Genomic DNA, 15450 nt, shown 5'->3' on the forward strand with positions numbered 1-15450 from the left:
TAAGATTATTGACATATTTATAATATTGGGTTGAACCACACAGGGATTACAGTGGTAACAGCTATATGGGAGGGAAGGACCTCCCATAATTTTTAATATATTTAAAAACAAAGATTTAATTTATAAAAAATGTTCTTAGTATTTTTTCTTCCCCCAATTTTTTTCTTTATATGCAAGAACTCCATGTACAATTAAAGACTTATGCCCTAAAATATTCCGAAGTTTAATTGTAACATTAGGGTTTTCTTCATTATCCATTTTTTTAGGAATATAAACTGTGATTTCATCCTTTACAAAAGTCTCATAAATATCAATATCGTCTGGTCTTCCTAATTTTACTACAGGAACAAAAACGGGTCCTGAACAGCATCCTCCTCTGTTATCCATACCGATATAAATATCTTGAATGTTTTTTTGATTTAAGTACTCTTTAACATCTTGTTTAAATTCTATATTCATGACAACACATCCTTTACTTGAATTTTTAAATTTAAAAGTACTAAATTAATTATATCAAGTAATGGCAGTATATGTTACCCCTCTATAATGAATTAATTGATTATTTTCCTTTAATTACTTATAACATAGAAGTTTAACTTACTATCTTAACAATTATAAAGAGCAGAGGGTGTTTTGTCTTAAAAATTCAGCCTATACACCCCCTTATATTTAATACAATCTACGTATATATTGCTGGAGGTGTTATTAATGAAACAACTATATATAAAATTCTTTCCCATCATATTATCAGCATTTGTTCTACTTTTGCACATATTAGGATATATAGTTACAGTACACTTAACAAATTATTCAATACTTTTAATATGGTTATTATCAGGATGTATTGATACTATTTTTATTCTTATGCTTGGAAAAATAACACGTTCTTTTCATAAATCTATGTATATAGACACTTTAACGCAACTAAATAATAGGGACTTCTTTTATGCAAATATTTCTGTTTCAATGGAAAGACTACAAAAAAAGCAGTCATATATTTCTTTGCTAATAATAGACTTAGATAACTTTAAAGCTATTAATGATACATATGGTCATATTGCAGGTGATGAAATATTAAAACAACTTTCAAATGTTATAAAACGCAATATTAAAGCTACTGATATAGCAGCTAGATGGGGTGGTGATGAATTTGTTGTAACTCTTCCTGGAGTTACTGCAAAAGATGCATTAACTATTGCAAATAGAATCAAAAGCATTATATACAACCATGACTTTTATTACAATAATATTCTCTTTAAAATTACTGTTAGCATAGGAATTACTTCAATAGAGAATAAAATGGATATAAATGCATTTATAGACTTAGCGGATAAAGCTCTATATAAGGCAAAGACCAATAAAAATTCAGTAGCATTTTTAGATATGCCTATCCTGGATTTATAACTCAGAAAAGATAAATAAAGTCAGCTGATTTTTTTAAAAAAGTGTACTAATTAATAAATATATATTATACTTATATTTATACTTAAATTTGCATAAAAAGGGGCTGACTTAAATGAAAACACAAAGAATTAAATCCAATCTTTTACTGTTACTCACTGCTACCATATGGGGCTTTGCTTTTGTTGCTCAAAGAGTTGGTGGACAATATATAGGAGCTTTTACTTTTAACGCTATAAGGTTTGCCATTGGAAGTATATCTTTAATCCCACTCATTCTTTTTTTTAATAGTTCTAATAAGAAAAATGGGCATGTTAAAGAATTTAAAGAAGCGCTTTTACCAGGATTTATTGCTGGAGTTTTTATATTTTTGGGTTCATCCTTTCAACAGATAGGTATAACTCATACTACAGCAGGTAAAGCAGCTTTTATAACCGGTTTATACATTATAATAGTACCAATTTTAGGTGTATTTCTAAAACAGCGTATTGGTTTGAACACTTGGATTGGAGCCGTAATTGCTGTTTTAGGATTATATTTTCTATGTATAACAGATAAACTTTCCATATCCTATGGAGATTTTCTTGAACTAATATGCGCTTTTTTCTTTGCGGTTCAAATACTTTTAATAGATAATTTTTGTAAAAAAGTTAATAATTTAAAACTGGCATTTCTTCAATTTTTAGTCTGTTCAGTACTTAGCCTAATAAGTGCTTTGTTTGTTGAAAAAATAGCTATAAGTTCAATTATGTTAGCGGCTGTGCCTATTCTATATGGAGGTATTCTTTCATCTGGTGTAGCTTATACACTTCAAATTGTAGCTCAAAAAAATGCTGAACCATCTCAAGCAGCCATTATAATGAGCATGGAATCAGTATTTGGAAGCATAGGTGGCATTCTAATTTTGAACGAAAGTCTTGGTTCTCGAGGTATTTTAGGCTGTATACTTATGCTTGTAGGCATGCTATTAGCACAATTTCGCATTGGAAAAAGCGATAACTCAATTTCGGAGTCTACAAATGAAAAACTAAAGAACGAAAATAATTATTCTTAAAGAAAACTGAATTGATAAATAAAATAAGATATCAACTAACCTGATATCTTATTTTTGAGCTTTTTATTATTTTTATAGTAATACATCAATTTATCTACATGATTAATATATTCATTAGCATTCATTTCAAAGTATTTCATGAAAAAATTAATATTAGTTCATCCTAATTAAAGTTGTTATTTTAAGAAAAAATATTGACAAAACAAAAAATACAGAATACTATATGCATATAAGATTTTTCTAATATACTTATATTATTAGAATTTGTAGAAACTTAATATAAATATTATTTTTAGGAGATGGTTATATGTTAGTTGAAAGGGCAAAAGAAGTTTCAGAGTTATTAAAAGTAATATCTAATGAAAATAGATTAGTTATTGTATGTTACCTAATTGATAAGCCCATGACAGTTAGTGAACTCCATGAAAAATTAGATAACTTAACTCAGTCTGCATTATCTCAACACTTATCAATTCTAAAGGCTCATAGAATATTAGATTCTGCTAAAAATGGTTTAAATATTACTTATTCAATTCAAGATCAGAGAATTATTAAAGTAATTGAGACCTTAAAACAAAACTATTGCCATTAAGTTTTGTGGAAAATCAAATGATTTATAATATTTTTAAGAAGAGAACTTCTCATTATCGAGCATTCTCTCCTTAAAAATAATTTTATTATTTTAAACCTTATATTACTTCTTTATTATTGGAATTAATTTTTTTAGTATCGCAGCAGCTATCTTTTTTAGTACTACCCATCATCATTGGTACCATAAGAAGCATCATTAGTGGACATATAAATGGTGTTATTTTCCCAATTACATTACCAGCACTAGGACTAAATTTGGCTATAAACGGTAATAATGCTATGATAATTATAGGTAATCCACAACAGATAATCATATGAAGCACATGCTTTAATGAATTATGCTTATGTGTCGCTTGCTTTACTTTATTATTTCCATGACAATTCATACATATCCCTCCAAATTGTTTTTTTATTGAATATATGTTTGTCTAATCTTTTCTAAATCAGCCTTTTTAATATCATCGACTACTTCAATAATGCCAAGAATTTTACCATCTTTCATTATGTCGTAAGCGGAAGCTTCATTAAAAGTAATGTCTAGATCTATAACTCCCTTTCTTCCATCAAAAGATTTAATAGTATTAGAACTTTTTGCTAATACTATTTCAAATTTTCCTTCTGGGTTATCAAAGTCATTCAGGTCAAAAGTTAGTTTAGTTTTAATATTTTTATCTACTACAACTATAAGAGGTTTGAGCTCATATCCGATTCCCTTAATCGTTGAACTTTGGCTGTTGCCAATTACCGTTGCAGTTTTAACTATAATTTCAGTTGGAACTTTGTTCATATCGCTTCCGTAGATGCTTGAAGCTTGCTCCACAGTTGACGAGTTAGCACTAGGCGGTGTACTCACACTGCAGCAACTAGGAGCACCAACGGGAGGAGCCGAAGGATCTGTCTTAGACGTATCAACAGTATCTAAGTTATCTACTACCCGGATTACACCCCTTATCATTCCCATCCAACAGCTAAAGTTTATATCCTTGTCACTCGGAGTAAACTCTATTGTGTTTTCACCATTCTCTAATTGTTTCTTTATATTTAAGGATGGAACTACAATTGCATTATTACAGGAAGTTATTTGTTTTCCATCTATTATCCACTTAACAGGAACACCTTTCTTTACGTATAATACATTAGGCACATATCCATTTGCATCTGCAGTCATATTTATTATCTGAACCCCATCCTTTAAGATAGCTTTAGTACTGTTGCTTCCAGAAGAAGCAAGGGATTGGTTATTCCAAGGTAAAAGTGAAGCTATAGGTGGAACAAAGTTTATTCCAGCTAAAGACAATCCTCTGTTGCCCATTATCAGCCCTAGCACAACTACAAGAATTCCACTAAATTTTAAAATATTTTTGGTGTATCCTTTGCTTAGTAGACCTGAAACTGCACCAAAGGTTAACATTAAAGGCACTGTACCTAAAGCAAATATAAACATAGAGAGAGCACCTTTAGTAAAGCTACCTGTAGAGAGAGCATATAACTGCATAGTTTGAAGAGGTCCACAGGGCATTAAACCGTTTAAGATACCTACTATAAATGGATTCTTAGGCTTATTCTTTACAGAACAAAAGGACCAAGGGAGTTTTATTTGAAGCTTTCTAAATAGATTAAAGCCAGCCATATTAAAGCCCATGATGATCATAAATAAACCAGCAAACATTTGAAGAGCAGCTTGAGCTTTTATAGATAGTGAAAGTACAGACCCAAGAGCACCAACAATTGACCCTAGAACTGTATAGGATATTACTCTTCCTGCATTATAAAGTAGTGCGGGTTTAATTGCCTGAAGCTTATTTATGCTCTTAGTAGACAAGCTTTGAGAGAGCATTATTCCACCGCACATTCCTACACAGTGTATGGAGGTTAGAATTCCAACTACAAAGAGTATAAAATAGGTTGCTCCTTTAAGCATACTATTCATATCAAAACCACCAGTAGAATTACCTATAAGAATAATAGCGATTGCTACTATTAATATTCCGGCAAACCCAAAGTTAGAGGAGCTCTCAGTACTATAACCAGAATTACTTATAGAATCTTTTATATCCTTTAGGCTACAAAGCTCAGAATCATATTCTATGTCCACAAACTGACCACTGTAGTTAGCCTTTACATTAAAAACTCCTACTAATTTTTTTAATGTTCTTTCTATAGTTTTTTCACAAGATGTGCAGGTCATATTATATACTTTTAGTCTTATATTTTTGACACTCATAAATTCACCTCTTCAGTATATTGTTAATATTTAAATATTATTGTATATGGATACATATCACTTAATATAAATACATTTAATAGCTATAATATACAGAATAGTTGTGTAGAAGTTATGAAGATTCATATAAAAATGCTTGAATGCTAAAATTTGGTTTAAAATAAATTATTTAATCTTTATTTTTTCTACACATAAGACTTATATATAAGATATAAACAATGAAAAACGATTGAAAATAATAATTTTAAATAAAACAATAGATTTTTATAGTAAGTTATCTGTAGAAATCTATTGTTTCTTGTTGAATTTTTGTGAAAAAAATACTATTATAAGATTTTTTATAACTAATTATCTAAACAATTATTGATATTAACAAAAAATTAATATAAAATTTAAATATATAATAGTAATCGTTAAATTAATTAAACAAAAGAAGAGGTGTTTTTATTGGAGAGTATTAAGTTTAATAAAAAGTCATTAAAATTTAAAATAACTATCAGTTCACTAGTAATAGTTTTGTTATCTACATTATTACTTGCAGTGATTTCTTACAATGTTATTAGTCAAAAACTTCAAAATCAACTTAAAGAAGATGGGATGAATTTAGTAGAAGAGATTAGTTCTGAAATTAGTACAAACAACAATGTACTTAATCAGGTTGACAAATTGTTAGGGGAAAAAATTATATCTGCTGCATATTTAGTAGGAGAAAATCCGAATCATTCAAATGAGTCTCTTACCGAAATTGCAAAAACTATAAATGTACAAGAAATAAATGTAGTTAATGCGGATGGAGTAGTTATAAACTCTAATCTAGCAACAAACATTAACTATAAATATCCGACTGATCATGCTATACAGCGTCTTTTAAAGGGAGAAAGTAATCAAATAATTGAAAAGATAAGAAAAAGCTCCAGTTCATCTGACCAAAATTATTATAAATATGGAGCTGTTGCTTTAAAAGGTGGAGGAATTGTACAAGTAGGTGTAATTGCAAATGAAGTTGAAAAATTAAGCAAGGATGTTGAAGATCAAACATTATTAAATAGACTAGGGAAAAGTCCTAATATCGTCTATGCCTTAACAATTGATACAAATTTAAAAGCTGCAGCTCACACTGATAAAAGCAGGATTGGCATTACATTAGACGATGAAGGAAGTAAAACTGCTATAAAAGATGGAAAACCTTACTCTTCAGTATATAATTATAAAGGTCAAGAAAAAGTATATGATGTTATACTTCCCATAAAAGATGCTAATGGAAAAGTAACTAAGGCTATCGATATTGGAGTTTCACTTAAAAATCAATTCAATGCTTTAAAGAGCATAGTAATATATTTTGCAATAGCTTCAATTCTTATTGTTGTAATAAGCGGAATAATATTAATAAGGGCAATAAGTAGAAATTTAAAACCTCTAGACAAATTAATATGTACAGCTGAAAGTGTATCTCAAGGAGACCTTACTAACAATATTGAAGTAAACACTGAAGATGAAATAGGTGATCTTGGAATAAGTTTTAATAATATGGTGGATAACCTTAAAAACATAACTACTAAAATCAATGAAGTTTCTAATAACCTTGCAGATTCTTCAAAGGAATTACTGCTATCAACACAGCAAGTATCCCAAGTCTCAAGTGAAATTTCTAACTCGACTCAAGAAGTTGCAAATGGAGCAGAGAAACAAGTTAGAGCTACAGACGCAGTATCAGTTAACATGAAGAATGTTGTTAAAAATATAACTACTATACAAGAGCAAATTGGAAATGTAATGAATTCATCAGATGATACAAGCAGACTTGCATCGGATGGAAGAGAAAAGATGGGCAACATGGTTAAACAGATTAATATAATAAAAGATAGCGTAAATTACTCTTCAAAGGTAATAGAGGAACTTCAGAAAACATCAAAAGAAATTGGAAATATTGTAGAAATAATTGATGGAATTGCTGATCAAACTAACTTATTAGCACTCAATGCTTCTATTGAAGCTGCTAGAGCTGGAGAAGCTGGAAAAGGTTTTGCAGTAGTAGCTGAGGAAGTTAGAAAGCTAGCGGAAGAATCTATGCGGTCTTCAAATAGTATTAAGGACTTAATTATTACCACTCAACAAAAAACTGATAAAGCTTTAATCTCAATAGAAGAGGGAAACCGTGAATCTGAAAAAGGTCATACTATTGTACAAGTTGTAGGGACTTCATTGAACGAAATACTTAAATCCTTTGATGCTACTAGAATTAATCTTGAAAAAGTTAATGAAATCATTAATAATTCTAAAGAATCCATCGATACTATGAGCTCTAATATAAATGAAATACAAGCAATTGCTACCAATACTGCTGCAAGCACAGAAGAGGTTGCTGCTTCTACTGAAGAGCAAAATGCCGTATTACAACAAGTTAATGCAAGTGTTGAACAGCTTACTGAAATGGCAGTAAAGTTGGAAGATAGCATAAAGATATTTAAATTATAAGATATAATTACAATTTAAAATATTGACAAAAAAACACATATAGTAATATAATTAATTGTAAATTATATAATAATTCATTGAAGAGAAGAGTATTCTTTAGAGAATCTTAAAAAGCGAGCAGAGATGGTGAGAGCCTGTAGGAAATTTAGAGAAGAAAAGAGTCTTGGAGAAACTTATGAAAAAGATTTGGTTTTAAATCAGAAGTAAGTCGTTGACTGCGTTAAAGTTTTAAGTGGATTTGACAAGAAGTCATTTCAATAAGAGTGGTACCGCGGATAAATACCCGTCTCTGTTTTATACAGAGACGGGTATTTTTAATTTTATCTATCCCACTGAAAATATATATTATTTTATATAATTTATCATAAAAATAAACAATATGGAGGTAGCAATATGGATTATAAAAGATTAGTTGCAGAAAGAATAAAGGAAAATGTTGATTTAGAATTAGATTTAATCGAAAAACTAATAGAAATACCGCCTAAATCAGACATGGGCGATTATGCATTCCCATGTTTTCAACTTTCAAAAACTTTAAGAAAAGCTCCAAATATGATTGCTCAAGAGTTAAAAGAAAAGATAAATAATAAAGGCTTTGAGAAAATAGAAAATTTAGGACCTTATCTAAATTTTTTCGTTGATAAAGCATCTTTTACTAAAGATATAATAGAAAAGGTATTGGCCCAAGGTGAAAAATATGGATCGTCGGAAATTGGAAAGGGTAAAAATATAACTATTGACTACTCTTCTCCTAATATTGCAAAGCCTTTTCACGTAGGTCACTTATTCACCACTGCTATTGGTAATGCTATCTACAAAATGATGTCATTCCAAGGGTATAAATGTATAGGAATAAATCATCTAGGAGATTGGGGAACTCAATTTGGGAAACTAATATCTGCATATAAAAGATGGTGTAATGAAGAAGCTTTAGAAAAAGATCCTATAAACGAGTTATTAAGAATATACGTAAAATTCCATGACGAAGCTGAAAAAGATCCATCACTAGAAGATGAAGGAAGAATGTATTTCAAAAGACTTGAAGATGGATATGAAGAAGAAACTGAGCTTTGGCAAAGATTTAAAGATTTAAGTTTAAAAGAATTTAAAAGAGTATATGATATGTTGAATGTAGAATTCGATTCCTATGCTGGCGAAAGCTTCTATAATGATAAAATGGATGCTGTAATTGAAGAGATAGATAAAAAAGGCTTGCTAGTAGATAGTAATGGTGCTAAAGTTGTAATGCTTGATGAGTACAATATGCCTCCATGTATTATAAAAAAGGCAGATGGAGCTACTATATATGCAACGCGTGACTTGGCTGCAGCAACATACAGAAAGAAAACTTATGATTTTTATAAAAGTATATATGTAGTTGGAGTTGACCAATCACTTCACTTTAAACAATTATTTACTACTCTTAAGCTCATGGGACATGAATGGGCAAATGATTGTAAGCATATAGCCTTTGGTTTAGTTAGATTTGCTGATAAAAAACTATCTACAAGAAAAGGTGATGTTATATTCCTTGAAGACTTATTAAATGAATCTATAGATAAAACCTTAGAAGTAATAAATGAGAAAAATCCGAACCTAGAAAATAAGGAAGAGGTTGCTAAAAAGATAGGAATAGGAGCTGTAGTATTTACTTATTTAAAAAATAATAGGGAAAAAGACATAATATTTGATTGGAAAGAAATATTAAGTTTTGATGGTGAAACAGGTCCTTATGTTCAGTATAGCTATGCTAGAGGTAAGAGTATACTTAGAAAAGCAGGAGCAATCGAAGGCAATGCAGACTACAGTAAATTAAATTCAAAGGAAGAATTTGAACTTGCAAAAACTCTTGAAGGATTTAACAAATCAATATTGTACGCTATAGATAAATTAGAACCTTATGTAGTGACGAGATATGTTATATCAGTAGCTAAAGATTTTAATAAGTTCTATAACGCTCATAATATAATGAATACTGAAGATGAAGCAACAAAGATAGCTAGATTAAAACTAGTAGAAGCAACCTGTCAGGTAATAAAAAATGCTTTAGGTTTACTTGGTATAGGAGTTGTAGAAAAAATGTAAAACTCTATAAAAGGTGATGGATTTTTATTCATTGCCTTTTATAGAGTTTTCAAATTTGCTTTATTATTATATAATAAATACTATAAGTTAAATTTTGAACATACATAGTAGCACTAATTTTGGAGGATTGCAATGTTAATTAAAGAATATAATGAGTTGTTAAGCATAAGCGATAATGTGTTCAGCAGCTACAACATGGATATAATAGCTTATTTTGATATAGAAACTACAGGCTTTGATAAGGATGAGGATAGTATAATATTAATATCTTTTGGAAAATTCAATAATAAAATTTTTTGTATAAAACAGTATTATGCTGAAACTTTAGATGATGAAAAAAATATATTAAATAGCTTTTTAATTGATCTAAAGTCATATAGCACATGGTGTTCTTATAATGGTATAGCTTTTGATGAACCCTTTATAGTAAGTAGAATGGAAAGACATAATATTTCTCTTAATATACCAAAAAATCATATTGATTTGTATAGAAGCATAAGACCATATTATAAGCAACTTGGTATGGAAAGATGTAACTTAAAAGGTGTTGAAAGATATATAGGAATAGATAGAAAAGATCAGATAGATGGTGGAATAAGTGTAGATTTATACAAAGAATTTTTAGTTACTGGAGAAAGTAAATTAAAAGAAATAATTATGCTGCACAATTATGAGGATGTTTTAAATTTGCCTAAAATCCACGAATTTATTTTTGAAGTTGAAAATAATAAAAATCTGGTTAGAGAAAATGTAATTACCGATAAGCAACTTAACTATCTAAAAAACCTATTGAAGAAAAACAATATTTTGTTAAATATAGAATTAGAAAAAATGTCAAAAAAGGCTGCTTCTAGGACTATAGATCAAATATTAAAGGGCTGTAGAGATCGTGATGAGTTAAATAACATAATAAATAACAGCTATTAAAAATATTGTTGTATTTATTATATATTTTAATTTATAATTGAAACTAAGGGGGGATATTATGATAGAGAATATAATGAAACATGACATTATTAAACTAAGACCAGAAGATACTTTAATAAAAGCCTTAGATATTATGAATGATAATAACATTAATGGTGCACCGGTAATCGATGACAATCAAGAATTGGTGGGAATAATAGTTAAAGCAGATATATATAGATTCCTTATGGAGGAAGGACATTATGATACATGCCCTGTAGATTGGGCAATGACTAAAAAAGTTATATCTGCATCAAAAGATGAAGACATAACTGAAATAGCTAGAAGATTAAGAGAAAATGATATAGTGGCCATTCCAATATTAGATGGAAGTAATGTAATAGGCATAGTTTCTATCGAAAATATAATAGATTATTTTATAGACATAAACAAGTGATATAATTAAGAAAAAACCATGTATTTTATTTGGAATACATGGTTTTTTCTTTAGTTATTTGAATTTTTATAATTAGGGCAGTGACTTGAACAAGATCCACAATCACACTTACCTTGAGCTTTTTTCTTTAAGTTTTTATAAAAAATAGTTACTGCACATACACCTATAATAGCTGTAATTATTATTTCTATAGCCATTATAACACCTCCATATTACTTTTATAGTAGAGATCCTATTCTAAATACCACAAAGGATACAACCCATGCAAGAATTAATTGGTATGCAACTGAAAATACGGCCATCTTATTACCATATTCTTTTTTCATAGTTGCAATAGTAGAAACACATGGAGTATATAAAAGTACAAAGACTAGAAAGGCATAAGCTGAAACTGGTGTGAAATGTTGAGCAAGTGATACTTCTAGGTTTCCGCCAAAAATGACTCCCATAGTTCCAAGCACTACTTCTTTAGCCATGAGTCCTGTCAATAAGGAAATAGAACTTTGCCAATTTCCAAAACCTAAAGGTGAGAATATTGGAGTTATAACCTTTCCTATGCTTGCTAAAATGCTGTTATTTATATCTGTCATACCATGAAAATTAAAGTTAGATAAGAACCAAACAATAACAGATATTGCAAATATTATTCCTCCAGCTTTTTTCAAAAACCCTTTACCTTTATCCCAAGTGTGAAGCATTAAATTTTTAAATTCAGGCATTTTGTACTCAGGAAGTTCTATTATAAAAGGTTCTTCATCTTTTTTAAATAATGTATTCTTAAACAGTAAGCCTATTACAAAGGATAATATAATTCCTAAAAGATATAGTGAAAACACTACCGTAGTAGCCCTACCAACAAAGAAAACAGAAGTAAACATTGCATATACTGGTAACCTAGCATTACAAGACATAAGGGGTACTAAAAGGGCAGTTAACTTTCTATCCTTTTCACTTTCTAATGTTCTGGCAGACATTATACCTGGAACAGAACATCCAAAACCAACAATAAGAGGAATAAAAGCCTTACCAGATAGTCCTACTTTTCTCATTAATTTATCCATTATAAAAGCTGCTCTTGCCATATATCCACTGTCTTCGAGAAAAGATATTCCTAAGAAGAGAGCAAGTATAACAGGCAGGAATACTACCACAGAACCTACTCCGCCAACAATACCACCTACAACTAGTGACTTAAACCATGGGCTAGAATTAGCTAATATTGAGTTTATATTAGGCACTATTATATTATCAAGTAATTCACCTAATAAGTCCGCTAAAGGTTGTCCCACCCAACTGAAAGTGAATTTAAATATTAATGCTAATATCACAAAAAAGATTGGATACGCTAAATATTTATTAAGCAAAATTTTATCTAACTTTTCTGTTGGTGAGGATGTCTTACTTTTGTTATAGGACAAACACTTCTTGAGGACATCTCCTATGTAAGCATAGGCCTCTTTCTCGTGCTGAAATTGATAACCATTCTCAATTATTGGATTTAAAAAATCGCCACCAATAAGCATTTTCTTTAACTCATCAATTCCCTTGCTTTTGGAAGCTATTATAGGTAAAACAATAACATTTAATTCTTTAGATAGAATAGAGTAATCTATTTTTACACCTTTAGCTTCTGCCACATCTATCATATTAAGAACTAATATTATTGGCTTATTAAATTCTTTAAGCTGGGTTGTTAAATATAAATTTCTGTCTAAGCTAGAAGCATCTACTATGTTTATTATTACATCTGTATCTCCATTAATTAGAAAGTCTTTAGAAACCTTTTCTTCATTTGAATAGGTATCCATAGCATATATTCCAGGCAAATCAACTATTTTTACCTCATTTTCTAAATAACCTTCTTTTTTTTCAACAGTTACTCCAGCCCAATTCCCTACATATTGATTAGAGCCAGTTAAAATATTGAAAAGAGAAGTCTTACCTACATTAGGATTGCCAACCAAAGCTGCTGTTATCATATAAAAATCCTCCTATTTATTGCTGCATTTTAAAATGAACTTTTAACAAATATATTCTCTGCATCTTTTTTTCGTATAGCCAAATCAAAGCCTCTTAAATTTATAACTAAAGGATCTCCAAAAGGAGCTGTAACTTTTAAAGATACTTCCGTTCCTTCTATACATCCTAGAGCTAACAATCTTTTAATTAATTTTTCATCTCCACTAATTCCCTCAATTAGGGCTCTTTCACCAGGTCTTAAATCACATATACTCATATCCATCACCTCATAATGAAAATCATTATCATTTACTATGTATTAATAATATCATCATTAATTGATTATGTCAATATCATCAAAGAAGGCTTTGAATATAATTTTATCAATTTAAACATTGTTAACAACTGTTGACATTAAATTTTTCTGCTGTTATAATAATGGATGTCAATTGAATACATATATCTAACTTATCAAGAGTGGTGGAGGGACTGGCCCTATGAAGCCCAGCAACCAGTATTATATTTATATATAATACAATGGTGCTAAATCCTGCAGCAGTAGCTGGGAGATGAGAGGGAACTGTGAGTTTTTAACCCGAGGTTTTCCTCGGGTTTTTATTTTACTATTGATTTTATGAAACTAACGAAGTTAAAGGAGGAAATGTAATGATAGAAATTAATAGAGTCAATAAAAGTTTTTCAGAGAAATCCGTACTAAAAGATGTAAGTTTAAACATAGGAAAGGGAGAAATATTTGGTGTTATAGGCCATAGTGGTGCTGGTAAATCAACATTGCTAAGATGCTTGAATGGATTAGAATCCTATGATAAAGGTAGCATAAAAATCATGGAAAAAGAGGTAAAGAATCTTAATGCACAAGAATTAAGAGCTTTCAGAAAAAATTTAGGCATGATATTTCAAAATTTTAATTTATTAAATAGAAAAAGTGTTTTCGATAACATAGCGCTTCCTTTGGAAGTTTGGAGGGAAAATAAAGCTAGTATTAAAGATAAAGTTGAAAACTTATTAAAACTAGTAGGGCTCGAAGATAAAAGAAATAATATGCCCAGAGAGTTAAGTGGTGGCCAAAAACAAAGAGTTGCAATAGCAAGAGCACTTGCATTAAATCCGAAAATTCTACTTTGCGATGAAGCAACCTCAGCTCTTGATCCAAATACTACTAAATCTATATTACAACTTTTAAAAACTATAAATGAGGAATTAAATATCACAATAGTCATTGTAACTCATCAAATGGAAGTAATAAAAGAAATTTGCAGTAAAATTGCAATTATGGATGCTGGCGAAGTAAAAACTGTTGGAGATGTAGAAGATTTATTCCTAAAGCCAGATATCAACTTGAAAAAATTGCTAGGCGAGGATAAGACACTTCCTGAAAGTGGAGTGAACATAAGGATATTCTTTCCTAAGGCAATAAGCCAAGACAGCATAATAACTTCTATGGCCAGAGCTTTAGATATTGATTTTTCAATAGTTTGGGGAAAATTAGAAAGATTTCGAGATGATGTACTGGGAAGCCTAGTTATAAATACTAATGAAAATGACAAGATAAGAATTTGTGATTATTTAACATCAAAATCTATAATTTGGGAGGTAGAATAAATGGATTTATTTAATGAGGTTTTGTTTCCTGCTTTAGCTGAAACTTTTTATATGGTATTTGCTTCAACTTTATTTGCAATAATTTTAGGTTTTATTCCAGCAATTTTATTAATTTTAACACAAGAAGGTGGTTTAAAACCTAATAAGACTGTTCATAAAATTCTCGATGTTATTATAAATTTATTAAGATCATTTCCTTTTATTATATTGATGATTGCAATATTTCCATTTACTAAATTAATAGTTGGAAAATCAATTGGTACAACTGCAGCCATAGTTCCACTTACTTTAGCATCAGCACCTTTTGCTGCCAGAGTAATAGAGTCTTCTTTAAAGGAAGTAGACCCTGGAGTAATAGAAGCTGCAAAATCCTTTGGTGCTTCTAATTTTCAAATTATCTTTAAGGTTATGATTAAAGAGGCAATGCCATCTATTATTCTTGGCATAACCTTGACAATAATAAGTATAGTAGGCTATTCTGCTATGGCTGGTGCTGTCGGTGGTGGCGGGTTAGGTGCCGTAGCTGTAAATTACGGTTACTATAGATTTAAAACTGATGTTATGGCATACACTGTAATAATGCTCATAATTTTAGTGCAACTTTTCCAGAGCATAGGTAATCTAATTTATAAAAGATTAATAAAATAGTTACAAGCTCCAAGAGAAATTAATTCT

The 15450-nt window shown here is 29.8% G+C and carries 15 protein-coding genes, 1 riboswitch and 1 other annotated feature; of the genes, 9 read left to right on the top strand and 6 right to left on the bottom strand.

Features of this window, described 5'->3' with window-relative positions; genetic code table 11:
* Positions 1-135 precede the first annotated feature (135 nt).
* Positions 136-459: a CC/Se motif family (seleno)protein gene (locus I6U48_RS25840; RefSeq protein ID WP_218323361.1), complete on the bottom strand. Its 324-nt coding sequence runs from the start codon at positions 457-459 to the stop codon at positions 136-138.
* A 249-nt stretch (positions 460-708) separates the two neighbouring features.
* Here I6U48_RS25840 and I6U48_RS25845 point away from each other — a divergent pair, with 249 nt between their 5' ends.
* The 3 genes from I6U48_RS25845 to I6U48_RS25855 all read left to right on the top strand — a co-directional run bounded on the left by I6U48_RS25845 (position 709) and on the right by I6U48_RS25855 (position 3047).
* The gene (locus I6U48_RS25845; protein WP_218323363.1) at positions 709-1404 is read left to right on the top strand and encodes a GGDEF domain-containing protein; all 696 of its coding nucleotides are present in this window, start codon (positions 709-711) and stop codon (positions 1402-1404) included.
* A gap of 112 nt (positions 1405-1516) precedes the next feature.
* On the top strand, positions 1517-2455 hold the full coding sequence (locus I6U48_RS25850) for a DMT family transporter (protein ID WP_218323364.1): 939 nt from the start codon (positions 1517-1519) through the stop codon (positions 2453-2455).
* A gap of 307 nt (positions 2456-2762) precedes the next feature.
* Positions 2763-3047 carry an ArsR/SmtB family transcription factor gene (locus I6U48_RS25855; RefSeq protein ID WP_218323365.1) on the top strand — a complete coding sequence of 95 codons (285 nt, stop codon included), beginning with the start codon at positions 2763-2765 and terminating at the stop codon, positions 3045-3047.
* 97 nt (positions 3048-3144) lie between these two features.
* Here I6U48_RS25855 and I6U48_RS25860 read toward each other — a convergent pair whose 3' ends face one another.
* Positions 3145-3432, bottom strand: coding sequence for a hypothetical protein (locus I6U48_RS25860; protein ID WP_218323367.1), 288 nt, complete (start codon positions 3430-3432; stop codon positions 3145-3147).
* Between the two features lie 23 nt (positions 3433-3455).
* The gene (locus I6U48_RS25865; RefSeq protein WP_218323368.1) at positions 3456-5270 is read right to left on the bottom strand and encodes an urease accessory protein UreH domain-containing protein; all 1815 of its coding nucleotides are present in this window, start codon (positions 5268-5270) and stop codon (positions 3456-3458) included.
* A 447-nt stretch (positions 5271-5717) separates the two neighbouring features.
* Between I6U48_RS25865 and I6U48_RS25870 the strand changes: the two genes are divergently transcribed.
* The 4 genes from I6U48_RS25870 (at position 5718) to I6U48_RS25885 (ending at position 11193) form a co-directional block, all read left to right on the top strand.
* Positions 5718-7745: a methyl-accepting chemotaxis protein gene (locus I6U48_RS25870; protein WP_246615561.1), complete on the top strand. Its 2028-nt coding sequence runs from the start codon at positions 5718-5720 to the stop codon at positions 7743-7745.
* A 68-nt stretch (positions 7746-7813) separates the two neighbouring features.
* Positions 7814-8039 (top strand) — a binding site (T-box leader).
* A gap of 99 nt (positions 8040-8138) precedes the next feature.
* Complete coding sequence (argS, locus tag I6U48_RS25875; RefSeq protein WP_218323369.1) at positions 8139-9830, top strand: arginine--tRNA ligase; 1692 nt, start codon at positions 8139-8141, stop codon at positions 9828-9830.
* 132 nt (positions 9831-9962) lie between these two features.
* The gene (locus tag I6U48_RS25880) at positions 9963-10757 is read left to right on the top strand and encodes a ribonuclease H-like domain-containing protein (RefSeq protein WP_218323370.1); all 795 of its coding nucleotides are present in this window, start codon (positions 9963-9965) and stop codon (positions 10755-10757) included.
* 58 nt (positions 10758-10815) lie between these two features.
* Complete coding sequence (locus I6U48_RS25885; RefSeq protein WP_218323371.1) at positions 10816-11193, top strand: CBS domain-containing protein; 378 nt, start codon at positions 10816-10818, stop codon at positions 11191-11193.
* A 50-nt stretch (positions 11194-11243) separates the two neighbouring features.
* On the opposite strand, the gene I6U48_RS25890 is transcribed toward I6U48_RS25885, so the two are convergent.
* The 3 genes from I6U48_RS25890 to I6U48_RS25900 are packed head-to-tail and all read right to left on the bottom strand — an operon-like array spanning position 11244 to position 13429.
* Positions 11244-11390: a FeoB-associated Cys-rich membrane protein gene (locus I6U48_RS25890; RefSeq protein WP_218323373.1), complete on the bottom strand. Its 147-nt coding sequence runs from the start codon at positions 11388-11390 to the stop codon at positions 11244-11246.
* Between the two features lie 21 nt (positions 11391-11411).
* Positions 11412-13172, bottom strand: a complete 1761-nt coding sequence (gene feoB / locus I6U48_RS25895; RefSeq protein ID WP_218323374.1) for a ferrous iron transport protein B — start codon at positions 13170-13172, stop codon at positions 11412-11414.
* A gap of 29 nt (positions 13173-13201) precedes the next feature.
* Positions 13202-13429, bottom strand: coding sequence for a FeoA family protein (locus I6U48_RS25900; RefSeq protein WP_218323376.1), 228 nt, complete (start codon positions 13427-13429; stop codon positions 13202-13204).
* A 188-nt stretch (positions 13430-13617) separates the two neighbouring features.
* Positions 13618-13728: riboswitch (SAM riboswitch) on the top strand.
* Between the two features lie 90 nt (positions 13729-13818).
* Between I6U48_RS25900 and I6U48_RS25905 the strand changes: the two genes are divergently transcribed.
* Complete coding sequence (locus tag I6U48_RS25905; protein ID WP_218323377.1) at positions 13819-14775, top strand: methionine ABC transporter ATP-binding protein; 957 nt, start codon at positions 13819-13821, stop codon at positions 14773-14775.
* Positions 14776-15423: a methionine ABC transporter permease gene (locus I6U48_RS25910; RefSeq protein WP_218323378.1), complete on the top strand. Its 648-nt coding sequence runs from the start codon at positions 14776-14778 to the stop codon at positions 15421-15423. It abuts the gene before it with no gap.
* Positions 15424-15450: the final 27 nt, after the last annotated feature.

The sequence above is a fragment of the Clostridium thailandense genome (assembly GCF_019207025.1).
In the GTDB taxonomy this organism is placed as follows: Bacteria; Bacillota; Clostridia; order Clostridiales; family Clostridiaceae; genus Clostridium_AM; species Clostridium_AM thailandense.

Excerpts from the sequence above, each read along its gene's own strand:
- I6U48_RS25840 (WP_218323361.1), bottom strand. The coding sequence starts at position 459 with ATGAATATAGAATTTAAACAAGATGTTAAAGAGTACTTAAATCAAAAA.
- I6U48_RS25845 (WP_218323363.1), top strand. The coding sequence starts at position 709 with ATGAAACAACTATATATAAAATTCTTTCCCATCATATTATCAGCATTT.
- I6U48_RS25850 (WP_218323364.1), top strand. The coding sequence starts at position 1,517 with ATGAAAACACAAAGAATTAAATCCAATCTTTTACTGTTACTCACTGCT.
- I6U48_RS25855 (WP_218323365.1), top strand. The coding sequence starts at position 2,763 with ATGTTAGTTGAAAGGGCAAAAGAAGTTTCAGAGTTATTAAAAGTAATA.
- I6U48_RS25860 (WP_218323367.1), bottom strand. The coding sequence starts at position 3,432 with ATGAATTGTCATGGAAATAATAAAGTAAAGCAAGCGACACATAAGCAT.
- I6U48_RS25865 (WP_218323368.1), bottom strand. The coding sequence starts at position 5,270 with ATGAGTGTCAAAAATATAAGACTAAAAGTATATAATATGACCTGCACA.
- argS (WP_218323369.1), top strand. The coding sequence starts at position 8,139 with ATGGATTATAAAAGATTAGTTGCAGAAAGAATAAAGGAAAATGTTGAT.
- I6U48_RS25880 (WP_218323370.1), top strand. The coding sequence starts at position 9,963 with ATGTTAATTAAAGAATATAATGAGTTGTTAAGCATAAGCGATAATGTG.
- I6U48_RS25885 (WP_218323371.1), top strand. The coding sequence starts at position 10,816 with ATGATAGAGAATATAATGAAACATGACATTATTAAACTAAGACCAGAA.
- I6U48_RS25890 (WP_218323373.1), bottom strand. The coding sequence starts at position 11,390 with ATGGCTATAGAAATAATAATTACAGCTATTATAGGTGTATGTGCAGTA.
- feoB (WP_218323374.1), bottom strand. The coding sequence starts at position 13,172 with ATGATAACAGCAGCTTTGGTTGGCAATCCTAATGTAGGTAAGACTTCT.
- I6U48_RS25900 (WP_218323376.1), bottom strand. The coding sequence starts at position 13,429 with ATGAGTATATGTGATTTAAGACCTGGTGAAAGAGCCCTAATTGAGGGA.
- I6U48_RS25905 (WP_218323377.1), top strand. The coding sequence starts at position 13,819 with ATGATAGAAATTAATAGAGTCAATAAAAGTTTTTCAGAGAAATCCGTA.
- I6U48_RS25910 (WP_218323378.1), top strand. The coding sequence starts at position 14,776 with ATGGATTTATTTAATGAGGTTTTGTTTCCTGCTTTAGCTGAAACTTTT.